Source organism: Methanoregula sp. (assembly GCF_041645475.1).
Classification (GTDB): Archaea; Halobacteriota; Methanomicrobia; order Methanomicrobiales; family Methanospirillaceae; genus Methanoregula.
Genome location: NZ_JBAZQA010000006.1, coordinates 77,508 through 98,527 on the forward strand (window position 1 = coordinate 77,508; position 21,020 = coordinate 98,527).

The window sequence follows — 21,020 nt, forward strand, 5'->3', positions numbered from 1 at the left end:
CAAGAGCATGACGACCATTGAGGTTATCGAGCTTAGGACCATTCTGGACAGCCGGGGCAACCCCACCGTTGAGGCCGACGTGTATACTTCGAGCGGTTTCGGGCGGTCGGCAGCCCCGAGCGGTGCCAGTACCGGGTCCCTTGAGGCGAAGGTCAGGCCGCCACGGGAGGCTATCGAGAACGCCTTTACGAACGTCATCCCCGCCCTTATCGGGATGGACGCAGCTGACCAGGAAGGGTTCGACGAGCAGCTCCGGGATATTGACGGGACTGCCAACTTTGCAGAGATTGGTGCCAACATTTCTGTTGCACTCTCCCTGGCAAACGCAAAAGCTGCGGCCTCGTCCATGGACATCCCGCTCTTCCGCTACCTTGGCGGGGCCTTTGCAAAGGAGCTCCCGCTCCCGCTCGGGAACGTGATTGGCGGCGGTGCCCATGCGGCAAACGCAACCGAGATCCAGGAGTTCCTTGTTGTTCCGGGCGGAGCAACAGATACCGAAGAAGCAGTCTTCGCAAACGCAGCCGTCCACCATCACGTCAGGGACCTGTTGAAGAAACACGGGAAATCCTGCGGCAAGGGTGATGAGGGTGCGTGGGCACCGCAGATTGACGATGCCCTCGCATTTGAGCTCATTGCCGAGGCGACCGGACTTGTCGCCGACGAGATGAACGTGGAAGTCGACATGGGTCTTGACGTTGCAGCAAGCCAGATGTGGGACGGGACGAACTACAAGTACCGTTCCAAAGTACGTTCCACCGAAGACCAGATTGCGTATATCGCAGAACTTGTCGATAAATACGGCCTGGTCTACGTGGAAGATCCCCTCCATGAGGACGATTTCGACGCATTCGCCGAACTCAACAGCCAGATCGGTGACCGCTGCCTCGTCTGCGGTGACGATATCTTCGTCACGCAGGTCGACCGCATCCAGCAGGGCATCGAGATGGACGCAGCTAACTGCGTCCTCATCAAACCCAACCAGGTCGGAACGCTCACTGATACGTTCGAAGCGGTCCGGCTTGCCCACACCCATGGTCTGGACACGGTGATGAGCCACCGGTCCGGTGAAACAACCGATACAACCATTGCTCACCTTGCTACCGCATTCTCGTGCGTTTTCCTGAAATGCGGTATCGTGGGCGGAGAACGCATTGCTAAACTGAACGAACTCATTCGTATAGAGGAACAGATATGACCGCAGCAAATGAAATGGAAATTGAATTAAAAGAGCCGCTCATCCCCGTCGAGGAATACCTTGCAGCCGGTGTCCACATCGGAACCCAGCAGAAGAGCGAGGACATGAAGAAGTTCATCTACCGCGTCCGCGGCGATGGGCTCTACATCCTCGATATCCGCGAGACCGATGCCCGGATCAAGACCGTTGCAAAGTTCTTGAACCAGTTCGAGGCCCCGAACATCCTCGTTGTTACTTCCCGCCAGTACGGGCAGTACCCGGCCAAGAAATTCGCTGACACCATCGGTGCAATGTCTGCAACCGGCCGGTTCATCCCGGGACTCCTGACCAACCCTGTCCTTGAAGGCTATATCGAGCCCCAGGTCATTGTAGTCACTGACCCGATTGGCGACGCCCAGGTCATCAACGAGGCCGTCCAGTGCGGCGTGCCGGTTGTTGCGCTCTGCGACACCAACAACATGACCAAGTTCGTGGACCTGGTCATCCCGACCAACAACAAGGGGCGCAAGGCTCTCTCGATGATCTACTTCCTCTTGACGCGCGAGATGCTCCGGCTCCGCGGCATCTCAACGGCACTCACCCACGAGGATTTCGAGACCGAATTCTAATTCGGTTCTCTCCTTTTTGGTGATCGATCGTTAGATATAATGGGACGACCAGAGGGTTGATCCGATGAAGATGCGTACATGCGCAGTAGCCGGCATGTTTTACCCGCGGGATCCGTCGCACCTTGAGCAGCTGCTCGAGACGTTTTTCCGCCAAAGCCGACCGGAAGGTAATCCGGTTGGGATCGTATCTCCCCATGCGGGGTATGTCTATTCTGGTCAGGTTGCAGCCCACGCGTTTGGGTCTGTCGACCCGGGTTTTTCCGGTACGTTTGTGATAATCGGCCCCTCCCACCGGGGATACTTAAGCTGTGTCTCCGAGATCCCGTGGGAAACCCCGCTCGGCGTGGTTGATACGGACACGGAATTTGTCCGTGCCCTCGATATTGAGACCGACGAGTTTTCCCACAAGGACGAGCACTCCCTTGAAGTGCAGGTGCCGTTCATAAAGTACCGCTTCCCCCGGGCCCGCATAGCTCCTGTCATGATGGGGCAGCAGGACTATTCCAGTGCGAGAAGGTTAGGTGAGAAGATCATTGCAGCAATACGGGCAACAAAACGGGATGTCAGGATCGTGGCATCCAGTGATTTCTCGCATTACGTTCCTGAAATGCAGGCTAAGACGGATGACCTGTATGCCATTGAACCGCTATTAACCCTTGATACCCGGGAGTTTTACCGGCGGATTGAGGAGCGGCGGGTCACAGCCTGCGGGTACGGCCCGATAGCGGCAATGGTGACTGCCTGTGGCAGTCTCGGGGCAACAACGGCAAAACTCATCCGGTATGCAACGAGCGGGGATATAACCGGAGACCATAAGCAAGTCGTAGGGTACGCGGCCATTGCGGTGATGTAGGTTGGCAACGTGGAGTGCGCCGGGCAAGGTATTTTTGTTCGGTGAGCATGCAGTAGTATACGGAAAGCCCGGTATAGCAATGGCTATAAAACCCCGGGTGTACGTGACCGTCCGGAACACCAAACGTCCCCAGCGGGCAAAATCCCCCTATATCGACGGGTGTTTCGAAACCCTGGGGGTCATGGGCAGCGTGTACATCAACTCGCAGATCCCGAGCTCCTCCGGGCTTGGCTCGTCAGCTGCGGTGACGGTTGCCACGCTCTCGGCTATCAACGATGAGTTCTCCCTCCATAAGACCCGGGAAGATATAGCGAACATGGCGTTTGAGATCGAGAAGACCGTGCAGAAAGGGCGGGCGAGCCCGACCGATACAACGGTCTCCACCTACGGGGGAATCGTTTTCATCAGCGGCGGGTCACGGCGACGCCTTCCCCCCCAGAACATGCACCTCGTTATCGGGGATTCGCTCGTTTCCCACAGCACATCGAAGATGGTTGAGCAGGTTGCAGAGCTCAAGAAGAAGCATCCCGAGATCATCGATCCTGTCCTGGACGCCATCGAAGGGGTGAGCCTGAGCGCCATCCACCACCTGGGCAACCCCCGGGAACTGGGTCGGTACATGAACATGAACAATTCCCTCCTGGAAGTGCTCGGTGTCGGCCACCCGCAGCTCTCGCGGCTCATCCTTGCTGCCCGCTCCGCCGGTGCGTTCGGGGCAAAGATCACGGGAGCCGGTGGAGGGGGATGTATGGTTGCCCTCTGCCCCAAGCAGCTCAAGCACCGGGTTGCCGGGGCTATCGAGGCGAGTGAGGCCCGGGCCCTCGTCACCGGTATTGATACCGAAGGTGTCCGCAAGGAGAAAAATGTCTGAACGCATGATCCTCAAGCTCGGCGGGAGTGTCATCACCGACAAGAGTGCCGACTGCACCGTGAACCGGGAGAGCCTTGCAACGATTGCGGCAGCCATTGCACAGTCGCGCACCAGCGGGATCGTGGTCATCCACGGTGCAGGTTCCTGCGGCCACCCTGAGGCAAAGCGTTACCATCTCGATAAGGGCGCATCTTCAGGTCAGACAGACGGGATCTGGGTAACCCACCGCGTTGTCAGCGGTCTCAACGATGAAGTTGTCCGGGCGCTCCGGGATGCGGGCGTAGCCGCTGTAGGCGTCCACCCGTTCCACACCGCGGTTGCCGACAACGGGAGGCTCGTTTCCTTTGAGCACCGCCACCTTGAGAAGATGCTCGCACTTGGGATGGTTCCTGTGATCCACGGCGACGTGGTGATGGATCTGACCCGGGGAGCCTGTATCGTCTCCGGTGACCAGCTCGTGCGCTATTTAGCGCTCGCCCTGCACATACCCTGCGTGGGGCTTGCCACCGATGTACCGGGAGTGCTGGATGGAACCTGCGTAGTACCGAAGATAACACGGGGTACTATGCCGGAGATCCAGATCGGTAACTCTAAACATACCGATGTCACCGGTGGAATGAGCGGAAAGTTAAACGAGCTGCTCGAACTTGCGGATGCGGGTATCGGGTCTGATATATTTCATGTCTCGCGGACGCGTGATTTCCTCAACGGGAATGACCATGGCGGGACTCATGTGAGAGGCGAAAAAAATGAGTGACAAGAAACGGTTTACATCTTCGCGCAAACTCGACCACCTGCGCATCTGCGCGGAAGAGGCCGTAGAGAGCGGAGAAACCGGCTTTTCGGACATCCGGTTCGTGCACAACGCCCTGCCGGAATGCGACATGGGCTCGATTGATACCTCGGCCCGGTTCCTGAACCACACGTTCCGGTCGCCTCTCTTCATTTCAGCCATGACCGGAGGCCACCCGGGAACAAAAGACGTGAACGCCCGGCTTGCCCGGGCAGCGGAGCGCTATGGCCTCGGTATCGGGGTCGGTTCCGAGCGGGCAGCGCTCGAGAACCCGGCCCTTGCCGACACCTTCTCGGTTGTCCGGGACGAGGCGCCCCACGCGTTCATCGTTGGCAACCTGGGGGTTGTCCAGCTCCGCGACCACGGGATCGAGTGGGCAGAGAAGGCAGTCGAGATGATCGGGGCCGATGCGCTTGCGATCCACCTCAACTTCCTGCAGGAAGCGATCCAGCCCGAGGGCGATCACAATGCCGTCGGGTGCTTTGCCGCGCTTGCAGACCTCTGCAGGGAGTTCAAAACCCCGGTCATTGTCAAGGAGACCGGGTGCGGGATATCCGCAGCTACCGCAAAGAAATGCTGGGGCGCCGGTGCCCGTGCCATCGATATCGGTGGCTGGGGCGGGACGTCCTGGGCAGCAGTTGAGAGCGTGCGGGCAGCAGAGAACCGTTCCGCCGACCGTCGGCTCAAGACGCTGGGGGAGACGTTCTCCGAATGGGGTATTCCTACCGCAGTCAGCCTTGCCGAAGTTCTCGCAACCGGTGGCCCGGTGATAGCCTCGGGCGGTATCCGGAGCGGCGGGGACGTGGCCAAAGGTCTTTCCCTCGGGGCAGACCTCTGCGGGATGGCGCTTCCCCTCCTTAAGCCTGCCATGGAGAACGACGAATCGCTCTTTGCTGCCATAGATACGATCCAGCAGGAACTCGTAACAACCATGTTCCTGACCGGCTCTGCACGGATTGCTGACCTGAAATCCGCACCTCTGTATATTCTGGGACGGACACGGCAGATGGTAGGGAAGGACAATCCCATACGGGTACCGCGGTACCAGTAACGGCCCTTTAAGAATTTTTCATACCGGGTTAACAACCACACAATCAAGGAGATACGAAATGGATATAGAAATTATTGCAGTGGGCGGATACGACGAGGTCGGGCGGAATATGACCGCCGTCCGCTGCGGAAAGGAAATTGTCATATTTGACATGGGGCTCCGCCTCGACCAGGTGATGATCCACGAGGACGCGGATATAGAGAATATGCACTCCCTTGATCTCATCAAGATCAAGGCGATACCCGATGATACGGTGCTGAACTCGCTCGAAGGATCGGTCAAAGCGATTGTCTGCTCGCACGGCCACCTCGACCATATCGGGGCGATTCCGAAGCTTGCGCACCGCTACAATGCGCCGATCATCTCAACCCCGTACACCACCGAACTGATCCGGCAGCAGATCTCCGGTGAACAGAAGTTCGGGGTGAACAACAAGCTCTTTGCCCTCAAGTCCGGGCAGCGGTACACGCTCTCCCAGAACCTTGTCCTCGAGTTTGTCCGCACCCAGCACTCTATCATCGATACGGTGACGCCGGTGCTGCACACGCCGCACGGGGCCATCGTGTATGCGCTTGATTTCAAGCTCGACCGGACCCCGATCATTGGCGAACCCCCGGATTTTGCCCGGCTCCGCCAGATCGGAAAGGAAGGTGTGCTCGCCCTGATCGTTGAATGTACCAACATCGGCAGGAAGGGTCGTTGCCCGAGCGAGAGGATCGCCCGTGACCTTGTCCGCGACACCCTCACGAGCTACGAGGATGACAAGAATGCCCTCATTGTCTCCACGTTCTCGTCCCATATCTCGCGGGTCAAGACCATTGCCGAATGCGCCCACGAGATCGGGAGAAAACCGGTACTCCTGGGCCGGTCCATGGAGAAGTACGCGGTTACTGCCGAGCAGATGAAACTCGTCTCGTTCCCTGAGACCACGAGCGTTTTCGGGAACCGGCGGACGGTTGACCGGACCCTGCGCCGGATGATGAAGGCCGGAAAAGACCAGTTCCTGCCGATTGTCACCGGCCACCAGGGCGAACCGGGCTCCATCCTCACCCGCATGGCACTCGGCGATACCCCGTACCAGCTCACACCGGGGGACAAGGTTGTCTTCTCGGCAAATGTCATCCCGAACCCGATGAACTACGGCCAGCGCTACATGGTTGAGGCGCGGCTGAAGCTGGTCGGGGCCCGGATCTTCGAGGACCTCCATGTCAGCGGCCACGCATACCGGGAGGACCACTATGAGTTCCTTCAGCTCCTGCAGCCGCAGCACGTTATCCCGGCGCACGGGAGCCTAACCATGACCGCAGAATACACGCAGTTTGCCGGTGACCTGGGCTACACCGCCCCTTCGACGGTTCACCAGCTGAGGAACGGCCAGCGGATCAAGATAAATTAAGCGAGGAAAACCAATGTCGGATCTTCCCCAGTACCTGGAATCAGTTGCAAAGACGATCGATCGCATGATCGACCGGCACTTCGTTGACAAAGCCGGTGAACTGAACAAGGCCTCTGCCCACCTGCTTGCTGCCGGTGGCAAACGTCTCCGCCCCGCGGTCGTGATGCTTGCCGCAGATGCGGTGAAGCCCGGGAGTTCGGATGAACTCCTGCCGGCGGCCCTGGCTCTTGAAGTGACGCACACCTTCACGCTCATCCATGACGATATCATGGACGGTGACAACCTGCGCCGCGGCGTGCCGACTGTACATGTCAAGTGGGACATGCCCACCGGTATCCTTGCCGGTGACGTCCTCTATGCCCGGGCATTCGAGCATATCTGCACGGTCAGCGCAAAGGATGACGCAAAAGTCCGCGCCATATCCCTGCTTGCCAAGGCCTGCGCCGATATCTGCGAAGGGCAGCATATGGATATGTCGTTCGAGCACCGCAATGATGTTGACCAGTACGAGTACATGGAGATGGTCAGGAAGAAGACCGGTGTCCTGTATGCTGCGGCAGCCGGGATAGGCGCCGTCCTTGCCGGAGGTACTGCCGTGCAGGTAAAGGCGCTCTACCAGTTCGGGCTCAACACCGGTATCGCGTTCCAGATCCAGGACGATCTCATCGATCTCTTAACCCCCTCGGAGAAGAGCGGGAAGGACCAGGCTTCCGATCTCCGCGAGGGCAAACAGACCCTCATCATGATCAAGGCCCGGGAAAAAGGTCTCGACCTCTCGAAATACCGGCGCGAACTTTCCCCGGCCGATATTAATGCAGCCATTAAGGAACTGACCGATTCCGGCGTGATTGATGAAGTGAAAAAGATCGCCAGTGACCTTGTTGCTGACAGCAACAGGCACCTCTCGGTCCTCGCCCCCTCAAAAGAACGCCAGCTGCTCATGGACGTCGGCGAATACTTTGTTACCCGGAGCTATTAGGATGGCAGGGGAAGACCCAAAAGAGCTCCTCTTTTTATGTGCGCTCCAGAATGCCGTGAAGCATGGCGGGGTGCCGCAGGCCGGGGCCGTGATCGGTATGGTCATGGGCGCCCACCCGGAACTCCGGAGCCGGGCAAAGGAAGTTTCGGGGCTTGCAAAAGAAGCAATTGCCGATGTTGCTGCGCTTTCCCCGGAAGACCGGGTGACGACCCTCCAGAAAAAGGCCCCGGAGATGTTCGCGGCGCTCTCGGAGAAGCACGAGCACAAGAAAGTCCTTCCCGATCTCGAAGGCTCGGAACATGGCGTTGTCATGCGGTTTGCCCCGAACCCTTCGGGCCCGCTCCATATCGGCCATGCCCGGGCGTCGGCTCTCAACGATGCGTATGTGAAGCAGTGTGGCGGCCGGTACATCCTCCGGATCGAGGACACCGACCCGAAACGGGTTGACCCGGAAGCCTACGAGACCGTAAAAGAGGATATCCGATGGCTTGGCCTGGGGATCACCGAGACGGTGACCCAGAGCGAGCGCCTCCCGATCTATTACGATCTCTGCCGCCAGCTCATCGAGCGGGGCGGGGCGTATGTCTGCACCTGCGACAATGAGCACTTCAAGGAGCTCAAGCAGAAGAAGACTGCCTGCCCCTGCCGCGACCAGACGGTTGAGAAGAATCTCGAACTCTGGCAGAGGATGCTCGATCACACCTTCAAGGAGGGTGAGGTATCGGTCCGGATCAAGACCGATCTCAATAACCCGGACCCGGCCATGCGGGACTTCCCGGCGTTCCGGATTCTTGACTCCCCCCCGCACCCGAAGGTGAAGGCCCACGTCTACCCGCTGATGAACTTCTCTGTGGTTGCGGATGACCACCTGCTCGGCGTTACGCACGTGATCCGGGGCAAGGATCACATCGCCAACACCCGCCGCCAGCGCTATATTTACGACCACTTCGGCTGGAAGGTCCCGGTGTACCGGCACTACGGCCGGATGGGCATCGAGGGCGTTGTTCTCTCCACATCCCAGATGCGGGCCGGGATCAACGAAGGGACCTATACCGGCTGGGACGATATCCATCTCGGCACCCTGCGTGCCCTAGCCCGGCGGGGTATCTCTCCCGAGGCCGTCAAGAATGCGATGCTTGCAATCGGTATCGGCGACACCGACATCTCGTTCTCGTGGGACAACCTCTACGCGGAGAACAAGAAGATCGTTGACCCGACCGCGAACCGCTACTTCTTCGTGCCCGACCCGGTAGAGGCTAAGATCGATGGCGCACCGAACCACACTGCCCATGCCCTGCTCCACCCTGGCGATGCGGCCCGTGGCACCAGGACACTGGAGTTCACCGGAACGGTCCTCCTCCCGAAGAGCGAACTCGTGCCCGGTACCCCGATGCTCCGGCTCAAGGATCTCTTCAACGTGAAGATAACGTGGGATGGCGAGACTCCCTCGTTCTCGTATGGGGGGGACTCGCTTGCAGATGCCCGGGCGGCAAAGGCCCACATCATCCAGTGGCTCCCGGCCCAGGCAACCGTGCCCTGTACTCTCCTCACGCAGGAAGGGGTCATGAAAGGAGCCTGCGAACCTGCGGTACGCTCTGAAGCGGGGAAGGTTGTCCAGTTCGAGCGGGTTGGCTTTGTGAAGATCGATACGGTTGATGCTTCTGGTGTGAAGGCATATTTCACGCACAAGTGAACTGGCTTACGAACCTTTTTTTTAATCAAATCCTGCCGGATTTTTTTATCGCGATCATGATTGCATTTGAAAAATCGATCCGGATCAATCAGATCCTGATTTTTATTTTTCCATCAAACCCTGATTGAAAAAATTTCAGCAGACCCAGATGAAAAAATTTCAACCGGCCTTTGATTGAAAAACCGTTTCTGTGATCGGATTTCCGTCGTGAAGGGTTCAGATGCACGAGAACACAAGTAGTTAACTTTCGATCATCAAACCTTGATGAAATTTTTTTCAGCAGACTTTGTTTTTTTATTTTCAAACAAGGTTTGATTGAAAAAAAATCATCGCGATCACGATCGCGTTTGAAAAATAATTCCGGATCAATCAAACCCTGAATTTTATTTTTCCATCAAACCCTGATTGAAAAAATTTCAGCAGACCCAGATGAAAAAATTTCAACCGGCCTTTGATTGAAAAACCGTTTCTGTGATCGGATTTCCGTCGTGAAGGGTTCAGATTCACGAGAACACAAGTAGTTAACTTTCGATCATCAAACCTTGATGAAATTTTTTTCAGCAGACTTTGTTTTTTTATTTTCAAGCAAGGTTTGATTGAAAAAAAATCATCGCGATCACGATCGCGTTTGAAAAACGATTCCGGATCAATCAAACCCTGAATTTTATTTTTCCATCAAACCCTGATTGAAAAATTTTCAGCAGACCCTGATGAAAAAATTTCAACCACACCGTGATTGAAAAACCAAGCCTGTGATCGGGCCTCCGTCGTGAACGGCTCGTTTGAACTGTTGTACGGGTACTTAACTTTCGATCATCAAACCCTGATAAAATTTTTTTAGCAGCCTTTGATTTTTAATTTTCAAGCAAGGTTTGATTGAAAAAAAATCATCGCGATCACGATCGCGATTGAAAAACAATTCCGGATCAATCAAACCCTGATGAAAAATTTTCCGGCAGACCCTGGTTGAAAAAAAGGTCAGCTGCATCCCTCTTTTTTTAATCCCTGTTTCCCCCCACGTTCTGATTGTTTGTGTGGGTAACTGCCTTTTCTCCTTGTGTTGTGAATGTTGTTATTCTCTTTATGAGTGACTATCCCTTAACAGAGGATGTTCCTCACCCGACCCGGGAAGCGGGGTCCCGATAAGGTGGCCAGGTGACCCCAAAGGGGGAGACTCCCTTATTCAGGAATGACTCACCGGATGATTTTCCGGTGTATCCTGTTCAGGCAGAACCGTTTCCCTCAAGTTTTTTTAACCCTTCCCGTCCAACAGTATCTGCATACATGTCTGATGAGGAGATCACGAGCGGAGGGGGCGAAGCCGAAGAATCCCGGCAGAAGCTGGTATTTACCGGTCTCATCATAGATATCCTCATCCTGATCCCGGAGACAATTGCCGTCCTCCTCTCCGGGTCTGCCACCCTGCTCGCCGATGTCATCAAGGGCGCAAACGAGATCCTGGCCACCACCTTTGCCCTCATTGTCATCCGCCGGGTGACCGCGGGCGGGAAGTTCACTTACGATTACGGGATGGGGAAATTCGAGTCGCTGACCCGGATCATCACGGGCGGCGTGATGTTCATATCCCTCGTTATCCTCCTGTGGTTTACCGCCCACAGGCTCCTCGTACCTGAACATTTCAATATGGACGCCGCATTGATCGGTATCCCCCTGATGATGCTCGCCAGTATCGCAGACTCGTATCACTGGTGGAAGAACTACCACCGGGCAAAGAAGGATCCTTCGCCCATCATGGAAGCCCAGTGGCGGCTCCGGCGGGCCAAGACCTTCTCTGACCTGCTGGTCCTTCTTGCGCTGGTGATGTCGGTGGTCTTCGTTGAGTACACCTGGGCGGAGTATATCGACCCGATAGTCTCGTTCATCATCATCGGCTTTTTGCTGCTCGCGGGATACCGGGAGATCTCTTCCTCCCTTCCGGACCTGTTCGACAAGACGCTTGAGGAAGAACTCCAGATAGTCATCCTCCGGGAACTGGCCACCTCGTTCGACAAGTATCATGAATTCCACGGCGTCCGCTCGCGCAGATCCGGGACCGTGATCTATATCGAGATCTTCCTCGGGTTCGACCGGGACCAGACCATGGGCGAGGTCCAGGATTTCATCGATTCCTTAACAAAATCTCTCGAGACGGTGATACCGGGCAGTACTGTTTCCATTATTCCAACAAGAGAATCCGGCAGATGTTCGCTGGCCTGATGCTGGCGAATAATAGCTCTTTTTTTCGCACCTGATACGCAGGTTTTCCCATCCTGAACCGGGGTTCAAGCAGGTGGTGTCTTCCCTCCCCCACGAAACAAATCCTGAAAACGATTGAAATATATAGGTGGCATTCTCAACAATAGTAAGTACCTTGCAATGCAAGATACTGTGTTAAACACTTAACACGATATGCCCCACCGGCCAACCCGCCGGCTCTCCCGCTTCCGGGAAGAACAAAACCCCTCTGAAACCTGTATGCCGGAAATCATTTCCCATACCAGTCCCTGCGGGGCGGGAGGCGGGCATATTCTTGAAAATTCAGGAAGATCCCATGAATATACAGTTTAAAAAAGGCGTACTTGAGATCTGCGTTCTTTCAGTTCTTGCACACAAGGACTGCTATGGGTACGAACTGGTAGGTGAGATCTCGAAAAGGATCGATATCTCGGAAGGGACGATCTATCCGCTCCTGAAACGCCTCAAGGATGAGGGGTATGTCACCACCTACCTCCAGGAGTCTGCCGAGGGTCCCCCCAGGAAATATTACCGGCTCACGGAACGTGGAAGGAAAGAAGAACAGGATCAGAAAGACGAATGGATGCGGTTTGCGGCTTCCGTAAATGCGCTCCTGGAAGGAAAGGATGACTCAAACTGAACAGGAATATATCCGGATTCTCCGAAACCGGCTTGAAGGAGTACTTCCCCGGGAAGATCTCGAGGATCTCCTCTCCGATTATTCCGAACATTTCCGTATCGGGAAAGCCAGCGGGCGCACGGAGGAGGACCTCTGCAGATCGCTCGGATCCCCCGAGGATGTTGCCCGGGAAGTCAAGGCAACCCACCTGGTTAAAAAAGCAGAAAAAACCCGTTCCTGCCGCAATATATTCCACGCGGTCATAGCAACGCTTGGTCTTGGCCTTTTTAACCTGGTCTTTGTCCTGGTCCCGTTCATCTTTCTCGTTGTCCTGCTTGCGGTCATATTTCTCCTGGGCGTGGCGTTTGCCGTCTTCGGGCCTGCAGCCTTTATCTTCTCGCTCCTCCAGATCCTGGGAATCCCGTCCTTTGCCATCTGGCAGTCGCCGCTTGCGGGGGCGTTCTTTTCGATTGGAATAACCTCGTTTGGTATCCTGCTCATTGTTGCTGCGTTCTACCTTGCGCGGTTCTTCTACCACCTCGGGATCCGGTATCTCACATGGAACATTGGTGTGATCAAGGGCGCGGAGGATATTTCATGAAACCGGAGGTGACCGGGGATGTCTACCTGACCCGGGGTCAGCGTTTCCTTGCGTGGTCGAAGATCAACCCTGCCCGGCTGGTGATGTGGCTCGTTGCCATTACCATAGTCTCGTTTGCCCTTGGGTTTTTGATCCTTGCTCTCTCGGGAGGATTTCCTCCGGCCGCTGGTGAGCCTTTCTCCCTGTTCCGGAACAGCGGAATTCACGCACCCGGTTCCACGGTTATCATGTCCGATGGAGCCGGACGGGGTGATGTGACGGTGACCCTTGGTGCCGGGAAGCTGGACCTCCTGGGAGGGGCACCTGCCGGTGCTTTCATGGAAGCCACGGTCTTCTCGAAAGCCCCCGAATGGCAGCCGGACATTACCCGGAACCTGAATGGTTCCAGCCTCCATGTAGCCATTACGGAAAAAGGGCACACGGCAAAGGAATGGTTTGCCGTGGACTCCCCGAATCACTGGGAGATCCGCCTGGATGACACGATCCCTCTCGACCTCGATGTCAATGTCGGGGCGGGAGACAGCCGGCTGAACCTCGGAACGCTCAACCTGACCACCCTCTCGGTCAACAATGGAGCCGGGGATATCAGGATAGACCTGGGCAGTTACCACGGCAGCCGGTTCGATGCGGAGATCGTAAATGGTGTCGGGGACGTAACCCTCCTCGTACCCAGGTACAGCAACACCCGCATCGAGATCTCCCGCGGGGTCGGCGATCTGACCGGCTCCGGTCTCATACGGGAGAATGACTCCTTTACTACCGCCGGCTACACCCCGGCACTCCCCTTAAATACTATCAGAGTAAAACAAGGCGTTGGCAGCATCCTGGTCGAGGCTGTGTGATCCATGCCCGGAGAAGTTCCATGAATCTGAAAACACTCATTATAGTGATAATCCTGTCTGCACTCTTTGTCGCGACAATTCCCCCTGTCAGTGGGGAGAGTGCCCCGACCGTAACGATCACTGACTACAAAGTAAACCCCTCGGTCCTCATGCCGGACAGCCCGGGTACCATCACCATCACGGTGAAAAATACCGCATCAAGTGCCCAGGTCAGTGAAAAATCAGGATTTATCGGAACTGACAGCTATGCAACCGTCAAGACCACGGATATCAATGTCAATCTCGACAACGTGAGGCTGGAAGGCAACGGGCTCATGGTAGTATCCGGTAATTTCGACCGTGTCGGGGCTCTCGGCCCGGGCCAGTCCATGCAGTTCACATTCTCGATCCAGGCCCCCTCGAAAAACGGGTTATACTATCCTGAAGTCTGGATTGACACCGCCGGCGGAAAGAGCGTCAAATACCCCATCCCGGTGAATGTCAACACCGCGCTTGGGATCCAGAAAAAAGCGATCATTATCCTTGACAGCACGCTGACCGGAAGCCAGAACCCCGGCGACGAAATTCCCGTCCAGGTAACGGTCCTGAATTCCGGCGATATGCTCTCGGAGGACGTTGTCCTGAAGATCGAGAATATCAGCACCACCATGGTTGCCCCGAAAAATACCGATATTTACCATCTCGGTACCCTGTCAGCCGGCAAGAACAAGACCATCGATATGATCCTGCTCTCCGACAAGAAGATGACCGCCGGCCTCGTCAAGGTCCCGGTTACCATCAGTTACAATGCAATCGACGGTACCCAGAAAACCCAGACTTCGAGCATCGACATCCTCTTCAAGGGAAAAGCGGAGATTGGTTTTGTCTCGGTTGACACAAGTCCCCCGAGACTCACTGAGAATACACCGTTCGATCTCACCATCCGGATAGAGAATACCGGCACCGGTGAAGCCAAACAGGTCTCGGCAAAGGTCGACCTTCCCGCTGAAGGAAAGAAGGAATCGTTCATCGGGAAGATCAAACCCGGTAATGACGCGCCCGCCATCTTCCTTCTTGAAGGAGCCCCGGCAGGAACCCACCCCTATAACCTGACGGTGACCTATACCGACGATATGGGTGTCCATGTCCTGAACCAGCAGATGACCCTCCGGGTACCGCCGACTGACACCTCCGGCAGCCTGATCTTCGGCCTCATTGTCCTTGTCATCCTTGGGTTTTTGGCCTACCGCTACTGGTACCTCCCGAAATACAAGGGTGACGGAAAGTTCCCATGGGAAAGAAAGAGCTGAAAGTTGCGTTCCTGCTGGCCCTGCGCTCCCTCCAGCGGGGGAGCCGGTCCAGCGTGATCTTAACCGTGCTCATCATCGGGATGTGCTTCACCAACATGATCTTCCTCCCCGCCCTCTTCAACGGGATCGCGCAGAGCGTCAGCCAGCAGGTCATTGACTATGAGATCGGGAACGTGCTCGTCAGCCCCAAATCCGGCGATCGGTACGTGAACGACGTAGATGCCACGCTCTCGCTCATCAACGGCATGCCCGGCGTTGAACGGGCCACCTCCCATTTCTCCAGGGGAGCGACCCTCAAATACCGCCAGCGTGTACTCGGGGCTACCGTGAGATCCATCTCACCGAATGACGAGAAATCCATCTCCCCCCTGTACACCAAGATGATCGCCGGCAGTTACCTGGGTGACAGCGACGTTGGCGAAGTGATCATCGGCAAACCGGTTGCCGGCGACCCCACGATCCGGAGGGAGGACGAGTTCCAGCCCTCGCTCGGGGGCGTGCGGGTGGGGGACTCGATAACAATCGAGTACGGGAACGGGTACACGAAGGAGTACCGGGTCAAAGGGATCTACTATACCGGCTGGCCGACTGCCGACAGTGCCGTGTACGTGACAAGAACCGACATGGCACTTGCAGAAGGAAAGCCACTCACCTATGCAGATTCCATCATGGTCAAGACCAAGCCCGGGTATTCTGATAAGTTTGTAAAGAACGAACTTTTAGAATACGGCGTATCGCAGAAAGTCCAGACAACGCGCGATCTCCTTGACAAGTCCATGGGCCGGATCATGCAGAGTTTTGCGATCATGAACATGGTCTCCATGATTGTGAGCATCGTCATCACGACGGTCGTGCTCTTTATCATCATCACGATCAAGACCCTAAGCAGCCGCCGCCAGATCGGGATCCTGAAGGCCATCGGCGTGGACAAGGAAGTGATCATGCACAACTACGGGTTCCAGGTGATCATCCTGTCCATCCTGGGTATCATCCTTGGCCTCGCATTAACGATGCTCCTGGCTGCATACATGCAGGCCAACCCGATCGTCACACCCGACTGGTCGGCCTCACTCTACCTGACTCCCATGGATCTGGTCACCAACTCCCTGATCCTCTTTGCAGCGTCCGTTGTTGCAGGGTATGTTCCGGCGTACCAGGTCTCGCGCGAGGATATCCAGAGCTCAATGAGGTCCTGAAATGATCGAGATATCAGAATTACGGAGAATTTACCGGATGGGCGATGTTGAAGTTAAGGCCCTGGACGGCGTGACTATCGATATTATCAAGGGGGAATTTTTAGGGATTATGGGGGCAAGCGGGAGCGGCAAGACCACGCTTCTGCACCTGCTCGGCCTCCTCGACGACCCTACCACCGGGAGGATCGTCATCGAGGGTACGGATCTGTGCAACCTCACGGATTACGAGAAGACCATGTTCCGGCTTTACAAGTTCGGGTATGTCTTCCAGGACTATGCCCTGGTACCTGACCTCACCGTCATGGAGAACGTCTCACTGCCCGCGATGCTCCGGAAAGACAGGGACGACCAGAAGATACTCGATGACAGCCACGATATCCTGAAAAAGATCGGTCTCTTCGATCGCCGGGATCACCTGCCCAGGGAACTCTCGGGTGGACAGCAGCAGCGGGTCTCGATTGCAAGGGCCATGGTGAACAAGCCCGATATCCTGTTTGCCGATGAACCGTGCGCCAACCTGGACTCCGAGAACTCCCGGATGGTGCTGGATCTCTTCAGGGAGATCAACGAGGAGATGAAACAGACCATTGTGATGGTCTCCCACGAACCCTGGCACCAGGAGTATTTCCACCGTATCGTCAAGCTCGGCGACGGAAAGGTCATCAGCGATGAGATAAACGGTCACGGGAAATGAATGCACTGCATGGAATGGGTGAGGAGTAGTTCATGGGAAAGAGAGAGCTGAAAACTGCGTTCCTGCTGGCCCTGCGCTCGCTGCAGCGGGGGAGCAGATCGAGCGCGATCCTGACGGTTCTTATCATAGCTATGTGCTTCACCAACATGATCTTCCTGCCCTCCCTCCTCAACGGGATCGGCCAGAGCATCACAAAACAGATCGTGGATTACGAGGTATCCGATGTCCTTGTCGACCCCAAGACCGGAAACCAGTATGTCGGGGATCTCGACACAACGCTCGATCTCATCAACGGCATGCCCGGTGTGGAGCGCGCCACCCCCCATTTCTCCAAGGGGGCAACGCTCATGTATCACAAACGGGTGCTCGGCACCACCATCCGGGCCATCAAACCCAATGACGAGAAGCTCGTCTCTCCCCTGTATACAAAGATGACTGCCGGCAGTTACCTGGGGAATGACGATGTCGGCGAGATCATTCTCGCAAAGCCTGTTGCCGGTGATGCTACAATAAAGGAAGAGGACGAGTTCCAGCCCTCGCTTGGGGGCGTGCGGGTGGGGGACTCGATAACGATAGAGTACGGGAACGGGTACACCAGGGATTACCGGGTCAAAGGGATCTATTATACCGGCTGGTGGGAGGCCGACGCTGCTGCCTATGTCACCTGGACCGACATGGAGAAGGTGGAAGGAAAGACCCTGGATTATGCGGATTTCATAACGGTCAAGGCCAAGCCCGGGTACTCTCCGAAGTTCGTCAAAAACGAGCTGCTGCAGTACGGCGTTGCTGACCGTGTCCAGACCTCCACCGATGTCCTGGATAAGAACATGGGGAAGATCCTGAAGAGCTATGCCATCCTGAACATGGTCTCATTATTTGTGAGCATCGTTATTACGACGGTCGTGCTCTTCATCGTCATCACCATCAAGACCATCAACAGCCGCAAGCAGATAGGCGTCCTGAAGGCCATCGGGGTGGACAGGGAAGTGATCATGCATGCCTACGGGTTCCAGGTTATCCTCCTTTCTCTCATGGGTATTGCGCTCGGGGTGATCTTAACCCTCCTGCTCAATGTATACATGGAATACAATCCTGTCGTGACCGTTGACTGGTCCGCTTCGCTGTACATAACCACCATGGATCTGGTGATGAACTCGGTCATCCTCTTTGCAGTATCCATCGTAGCGGGGTATGTTCCGGCATACCAGGTCTCGCGGGAGGATATCCAGAGCGGGATGCGGGCCTGAACACTGCCCGTTCCTTTACCTTTTTTCCCTGTCCGCTGAATATACTGTAAGAGCCGTTGCCCCATGGACGATATTCCCATTGAAAAAATAATCCGCTCGCGACGCCGTTCGATTGCGCTCATCATAACCCCGTCAGCCCGGCTGATCGTCAGGGCCCCTCTCCGGGCGCCGTCTGAGGTGATCAATGCAGTGATCCAGGAAAAGGAGGGCTGGATCCGGAAGAAGCTTGCCGAGATGAAAGGGCGGCCTCAGGCAACCGTTCACCGGTACGAGGAAGGCGAGATCTTTTACTTTCTCGGGAGGGCATACCCCCTGCATATTGTTGACGACGGCAGGGCTGCCATCGAACGCACGGACCGGCTGTGCGTCTCTTGCACCCTTGAGCCGGAGATAGCCGGATGGATTCAACGCTGGTATGTCCTGGAAGCCGAAAAGGAGATCCGGTCCCGGTGCATGTGGTTCTCGATGACGACCGGCTACACGCCGGCATCCATCCGGATCTCCAATGCCCGCGGACGCTGGGGATCCTGCACGTCAAAAGGCGGGATCAGTTTCAGCTGGTGTCTTGTGCAGGCGCCGATGGAGATCGTGGATTACGTTGTTGTCCACGAACTGGTCCACCTTGCCCATCACAATCATTCCCGGCAGTTCTGGGACCGGGTGCGTGAGATCATGCCGGACTACGAGCGGAGGCGGAAGTGGCTCCGGGAGAACGAGCGGCTGCTGAGGATATAACTTGTCTTTGTGAACAGGAGTCGGTTTTGCTACTCCTCGAACACCGTTCGATCCGGCCGCCCCAGCATACGACCCATCCAGAGTTCCGGCTCATCACAGGGTAAAAACCCGCACTTCGCGTACACCCCGTGGGCATCGCTGGTTTTGAGCAGCCACTGGTACACGTGCCTGAGATCCGGGTGCGAGATCGCGTACCGTACCATGGCCTGCCCGATTCCTCTGCGCCGGCAGTCCTCTGCAACGATTACATCCAGGAGATAGGCAAAACGCGTCTTGTCGGAGATGACGCGGCAGAACCCGACCTGCCGCCCGTCTTCTGCATACGCCCCTATCACGAGCGCCGAGTTTTTGATGCCTGATGCAATCTCCTCTTTTGTTATGCCCGTGCTCCAGTAGGTCTTTTTGAGCATGGCATGGATGTCGTCCATCCGGAGCCGGCCCGGGTCTGATGAGATATCCGGATTCATGGTTGATCGTTATTTGGATCGTCCGGATAAAAAAGAGGTCTCATTCACGTGTCCGTCTGGCACACTCTTTGACCGCGTGTTCAAAAAGCATGCATTCCCACGACATCCGGGCCCTCTCCCTCCCGGAAGGGTCCCGTTGCCATCTGGGACCATACATCCCCTTATCAGTCCAGCCAGCGAATAGAACAGGATGGATTCCTATTTTATCCGGTCTGAACTTCCTGCCGATATCCCTGCCATTTTTAACGTGCAGGCGCAGGCGTTCGCACAGGATGGCGAAGCACGGCTCGTGAACGCTCTCCGGGATGATGGGGATTTCGATCCCCTCCTCTCCCTTGTTGCGGTTCACGACGACCGGATCATCGGGCATATCCTCTTCCCCCCCATAACTATCGTCTCCGGTGAGACCGAGACCTCGGCTGTGGCCCTTGCTCCCCTTGCCGTGCACCAGGATTACCAGTGCATGGGTATCGGGGGCGCTCTCATCGAAGAGGGGCTCAAGGAGTGCCAGAGGCTCGGGCATCGTATCGTGATTGTCGTAGGTCACCCGGGCTATTATCCCCGGTTCGGGTTTGCCCCGGCCAGCGAGCGGGGAATCACCGCCCCGTTTCCCTGCCCGGATGAGGCTTTTATGGCCCTGCCCCTGGAGCACGGGGCGCTCGATGGGATAAGCGGTATGGTGCGGTACCCTATAGCCTTCGATACCGTCGGCGCCCACACCTCGTAACGGGCCGGCCTTTCGGTGCTCTTTTTTTAATCCCGTTTCCCCACCGTGGCAAGGTAGATCAGGAACTGGGCTTTCCCGTTGATTCCGAGCAGCTCGTTCATGGCATCGTCATCGAATGCCGCTATTGCGCAGACCCCGCAGCCCACCGCTTCTGCTGCGAGATAGAGATTCTGGCAGACATGGCCGGCATCGAGGTGAAGGTCACGGTATCCCCGCTCCCCGTAACGCCAGGTCATGCGGTACGGTACAGCGGTCCAGAGGAAGACCGCCCCGCTCCGGAGCAGGAACTGCTGGTCGAAACAGGCGGCGGTCATCCTGAGTGCGAGCGTGGGATCGGTTTCTATAAGCTGGAGCCGGTGAGAGAGGGCGAGGTACCGGTACAGACCCGGTTCGAGTCCATCGACATCGTTTGCGAGGATGTATGTCTCGAAGGCATGCCGTGCCCCCGCGGACGGGACCGTGCGGAGGGTGGCGAGGTTCCCGTGGATCGTCTTCACGCCCTGTGTGCACCAGAGCAGGAACCCGAGTTCTTCAAGGGCAAGCGATTCATGGGCATAGGAGCGGATGCTGGTCCGCTGCTCCATGGCCTCCCGGAGGTCAACCAGGGGGATACCGGGAGAATCCGGTCGGGGGAGATCGATTATGGGACGGGCAGGATCCGCCGGCAGTTCGAGCGGGGGCTGGGGCACGCCCCGCTGCTGGTCGCTCTTTCCTATATACCGGTATTTTGTTCTCTCCATGAACTCCTGCCCGGCACCCTTCCGGCCAGGACCGGCCTCTTCGTTCCCTGTCATCGTGTCTCACCTCAGTATGTGCATGTAAACCCGAAAGGACGTCAGGTTATCGGTCAGGATTATCAGGCCCTCCTCTCCGCACACGCTTATACCCTTCCCTCGCCAACCTATCCTCTGATACCGTGACCGGCCCTG

Annotated in this window: 21 protein-coding genes; 19 read left to right on the plus strand and 2 right to left on the minus strand. The window is 56.4% G+C overall.

Translation table 11 applies throughout. The annotated features are described in order from the left end of the window. Nucleotides 1-7: 7 nt before the first annotated feature. The 18 genes from eno to WC598_RS07080 all read left to right on the plus strand — a co-directional run bounded on the left by eno (nt 8) and on the right by WC598_RS07080 (nt 18,897). The gene (gene eno / locus WC598_RS06995; protein ID WP_372960760.1) at nt 8-1,195 is read left to right on the plus strand and encodes a phosphopyruvate hydratase; all 1,188 of its coding nucleotides are present in this window, start codon (nt 8-10) and stop codon (nt 1,193-1,195) included. After that, nucleotides 1,192-1,803 (plus strand): 30S ribosomal protein S2, encoded by a 612-nt coding sequence (gene rpsB, locus WC598_RS07000; protein WP_372960761.1) that lies wholly within the window; start codon nt 1,192-1,194, stop codon nt 1,801-1,803. The genes eno and rpsB overlap by 4 nt, the downstream gene beginning before the upstream one ends. A 64-nt stretch (nt 1,804-1,867) precedes the next feature. Continuing rightward, a complete protein-coding gene (locus WC598_RS07005) occupies nt 1,868-2,656 on the plus strand; it encodes an MEMO1 family protein (protein WP_372960762.1) in 789 nt (262 codons plus the stop codon). 1 nt (nt 2,657) lies between these two features. Beyond that, nucleotides 2,658-3,527 (plus strand): mevalonate kinase, encoded by an 870-nt coding sequence (gene mvk / locus WC598_RS07010; RefSeq protein WP_372960763.1) that lies wholly within the window; start codon nt 2,658-2,660, stop codon nt 3,525-3,527. Then, nucleotides 3,520-4,284: an isopentenyl phosphate kinase gene (locus WC598_RS07015; protein ID WP_372960764.1), complete on the plus strand. Its 765-nt coding sequence runs from the start codon at nt 3,520-3,522 to the stop codon at nt 4,282-4,284. Before mvk ends, WC598_RS07015 begins: the two co-directional genes overlap by 8 nt. Next, nucleotides 4,277-5,371, plus strand: coding sequence for a type 2 isopentenyl-diphosphate Delta-isomerase (gene fni / locus WC598_RS07020; RefSeq protein WP_372960765.1), 1,095 nt, complete (start codon nt 4,277-4,279; stop codon nt 5,369-5,371). The genes WC598_RS07015 and fni overlap by 8 nt, the downstream gene beginning before the upstream one ends. A gap of 58 nt (nt 5,372-5,429) precedes the next feature. After that, nucleotides 5,430-6,767, plus strand: coding sequence for an RNase J family beta-CASP ribonuclease (locus tag WC598_RS07025; RefSeq protein WP_372960766.1), 1,338 nt, complete (start codon nt 5,430-5,432; stop codon nt 6,765-6,767). Nucleotides 6,768-6,780: 13 nt separating this feature from the next. Next, complete coding sequence (locus WC598_RS07030) at nt 6,781-7,746, plus strand: polyprenyl synthetase family protein (RefSeq protein ID WP_372960767.1); 966 nt, start codon at nt 6,781-6,783, stop codon at nt 7,744-7,746. 1 nt (nt 7,747) lies between these two features. After that, nucleotides 7,748-9,439 carry a glutamate--tRNA ligase gene (locus tag WC598_RS07035; RefSeq protein ID WP_372960768.1) on the plus strand — a complete coding sequence of 564 codons (1,692 nt, stop codon included), beginning with the start codon at nt 7,748-7,750 and terminating at the stop codon, nt 9,437-9,439. A gap of 1,284 nt (nt 9,440-10,723) precedes the next feature. Further along, nucleotides 10,724-11,656, plus strand: coding sequence for a cation diffusion facilitator family transporter (locus WC598_RS07040; RefSeq protein WP_372960769.1), 933 nt, complete (start codon nt 10,724-10,726; stop codon nt 11,654-11,656). Between the two features lie 334 nt (nt 11,657-11,990). After that, a complete protein-coding gene (locus WC598_RS07045; RefSeq protein WP_372960770.1) occupies nt 11,991-12,314 on the plus strand; it encodes a PadR family transcriptional regulator in 324 nt (107 codons plus the stop codon). Further along, the gene (locus tag WC598_RS07050) at nt 12,301-12,894 is read left to right on the plus strand and encodes a hypothetical protein (RefSeq protein WP_372960771.1); all 594 of its coding nucleotides are present in this window, start codon (nt 12,301-12,303) and stop codon (nt 12,892-12,894) included. The genes WC598_RS07045 and WC598_RS07050 overlap by 14 nt, the downstream gene beginning before the upstream one ends. After that, complete coding sequence (locus tag WC598_RS07055; protein WP_372960772.1) at nt 12,891-13,736, plus strand: toast rack family protein; 846 nt, start codon at nt 12,891-12,893, stop codon at nt 13,734-13,736. Before WC598_RS07050 ends, WC598_RS07055 begins: the two co-directional genes overlap by 4 nt. A 20-nt stretch (nt 13,737-13,756) precedes the next feature. Then, complete coding sequence (locus WC598_RS07060) at nt 13,757-15,025, plus strand: COG1361 S-layer family protein (protein ID WP_372960773.1); 1,269 nt, start codon at nt 13,757-13,759, stop codon at nt 15,023-15,025. After that, the gene (locus WC598_RS07065; protein WP_372960774.1) at nt 15,007-16,221 is read left to right on the plus strand and encodes an ABC transporter permease; all 1,215 of its coding nucleotides are present in this window, start codon (nt 15,007-15,009) and stop codon (nt 16,219-16,221) included. Before WC598_RS07060 ends, WC598_RS07065 begins: the two co-directional genes overlap by 19 nt. Nucleotide 16,222: 1 nt before the next feature. Next, complete coding sequence (locus WC598_RS07070; RefSeq protein ID WP_372960775.1) at nt 16,223-16,915, plus strand: ABC transporter ATP-binding protein; 693 nt, start codon at nt 16,223-16,225, stop codon at nt 16,913-16,915. A 32-nt stretch (nt 16,916-16,947) separates the two neighbouring features. Beyond that, nucleotides 16,948-18,162, plus strand: coding sequence for an ABC transporter permease (locus tag WC598_RS07075; protein WP_372960776.1), 1,215 nt, complete (start codon nt 16,948-16,950; stop codon nt 18,160-18,162). Between the two features lie 63 nt (nt 18,163-18,225). Further along, a complete protein-coding gene (locus tag WC598_RS07080; RefSeq protein WP_372960777.1) occupies nt 18,226-18,897 on the plus strand; it encodes a M48 family metallopeptidase in 672 nt (223 codons plus the stop codon). A 29-nt stretch (nt 18,898-18,926) separates the two neighbouring features. Here the strand turns inward: WC598_RS07080 and WC598_RS07085 are convergent, their stop codons facing one another. Next, entirely contained in the window at nt 18,927-19,364 is a 438-nt protein-coding gene (locus WC598_RS07085) for a GNAT family N-acetyltransferase (protein ID WP_372960778.1), read from the minus strand. A 190-nt stretch (nt 19,365-19,554) separates the two neighbouring features. Here WC598_RS07085 and WC598_RS07090 point away from each other — a divergent pair, with 190 nt between their 5' ends. Beyond that, nucleotides 19,555-20,091, plus strand: a complete 537-nt coding sequence (locus WC598_RS07090) for a GNAT family N-acetyltransferase (protein ID WP_372960779.1) — start codon at nt 19,555-19,557, stop codon at nt 20,089-20,091. A gap of 26 nt (nt 20,092-20,117) precedes the next feature. Here the strand turns inward: WC598_RS07090 and WC598_RS07095 are convergent, their stop codons facing one another. Beyond that, on the minus strand, nt 20,118-20,885 hold the full coding sequence (locus WC598_RS07095) for a SagB/ThcOx family dehydrogenase (protein WP_372960780.1): 768 nt from the start codon (nt 20,883-20,885) through the stop codon (nt 20,118-20,120). Nucleotides 20,886-21,020 lie beyond the last annotated feature (135 nt).

Coding starts and splice junctions, on each gene's coding strand:
- eno (WP_372960760.1), top strand. CDS start 8: ATGACGACCATTGAGGTTATCGAGCTTAGGACCATTCTGGACAGCCGG.
- rpsB (WP_372960761.1), top strand. CDS start 1,192: ATGACCGCAGCAAATGAAATGGAAATTGAATTAAAAGAGCCGCTCATC.
- WC598_RS07005 (WP_372960762.1), top strand. CDS start 1,868: ATGAAGATGCGTACATGCGCAGTAGCCGGCATGTTTTACCCGCGGGAT.
- WC598_RS07015 (WP_372960764.1), top strand. CDS start 3,520: ATGTCTGAACGCATGATCCTCAAGCTCGGCGGGAGTGTCATCACCGAC.
- fni (WP_372960765.1), top strand. CDS start 4,277: ATGAGTGACAAGAAACGGTTTACATCTTCGCGCAAACTCGACCACCTG.
- WC598_RS07025 (WP_372960766.1), top strand. CDS start 5,430: ATGGATATAGAAATTATTGCAGTGGGCGGATACGACGAGGTCGGGCGG.
- WC598_RS07030 (WP_372960767.1), top strand. CDS start 6,781: ATGTCGGATCTTCCCCAGTACCTGGAATCAGTTGCAAAGACGATCGAT.
- WC598_RS07035 (WP_372960768.1), top strand. CDS start 7,748: ATGGCAGGGGAAGACCCAAAAGAGCTCCTCTTTTTATGTGCGCTCCAG.
- WC598_RS07040 (WP_372960769.1), top strand. CDS start 10,724: ATGTCTGATGAGGAGATCACGAGCGGAGGGGGCGAAGCCGAAGAATCC.
- WC598_RS07045 (WP_372960770.1), top strand. CDS start 11,991: ATGAATATACAGTTTAAAAAAGGCGTACTTGAGATCTGCGTTCTTTCA.
- WC598_RS07050 (WP_372960771.1), top strand. CDS start 12,301: ATGACTCAAACTGAACAGGAATATATCCGGATTCTCCGAAACCGGCTT.
- WC598_RS07055 (WP_372960772.1), top strand. CDS start 12,891: ATGAAACCGGAGGTGACCGGGGATGTCTACCTGACCCGGGGTCAGCGT.
- WC598_RS07060 (WP_372960773.1), top strand. CDS start 13,757: ATGAATCTGAAAACACTCATTATAGTGATAATCCTGTCTGCACTCTTT.
- WC598_RS07065 (WP_372960774.1), top strand. CDS start 15,007: ATGGGAAAGAAAGAGCTGAAAGTTGCGTTCCTGCTGGCCCTGCGCTCC.
- WC598_RS07070 (WP_372960775.1), top strand. CDS start 16,223: ATGATCGAGATATCAGAATTACGGAGAATTTACCGGATGGGCGATGTT.
- WC598_RS07075 (WP_372960776.1), top strand. CDS start 16,948: ATGGGAAAGAGAGAGCTGAAAACTGCGTTCCTGCTGGCCCTGCGCTCG.
- WC598_RS07080 (WP_372960777.1), top strand. CDS start 18,226: ATGGACGATATTCCCATTGAAAAAATAATCCGCTCGCGACGCCGTTCG.
- WC598_RS07085 (WP_372960778.1), bottom strand. CDS start 19,364: ATGAATCCGGATATCTCATCAGACCCGGGCCGGCTCCGGATGGACGAC.
- WC598_RS07090 (WP_372960779.1), top strand. CDS start 19,555: ATGGATTCCTATTTTATCCGGTCTGAACTTCCTGCCGATATCCCTGCC.
- WC598_RS07095 (WP_372960780.1), bottom strand. CDS start 20,885: ATGACAGGGAACGAAGAGGCCGGTCCTGGCCGGAAGGGTGCCGGGCAG.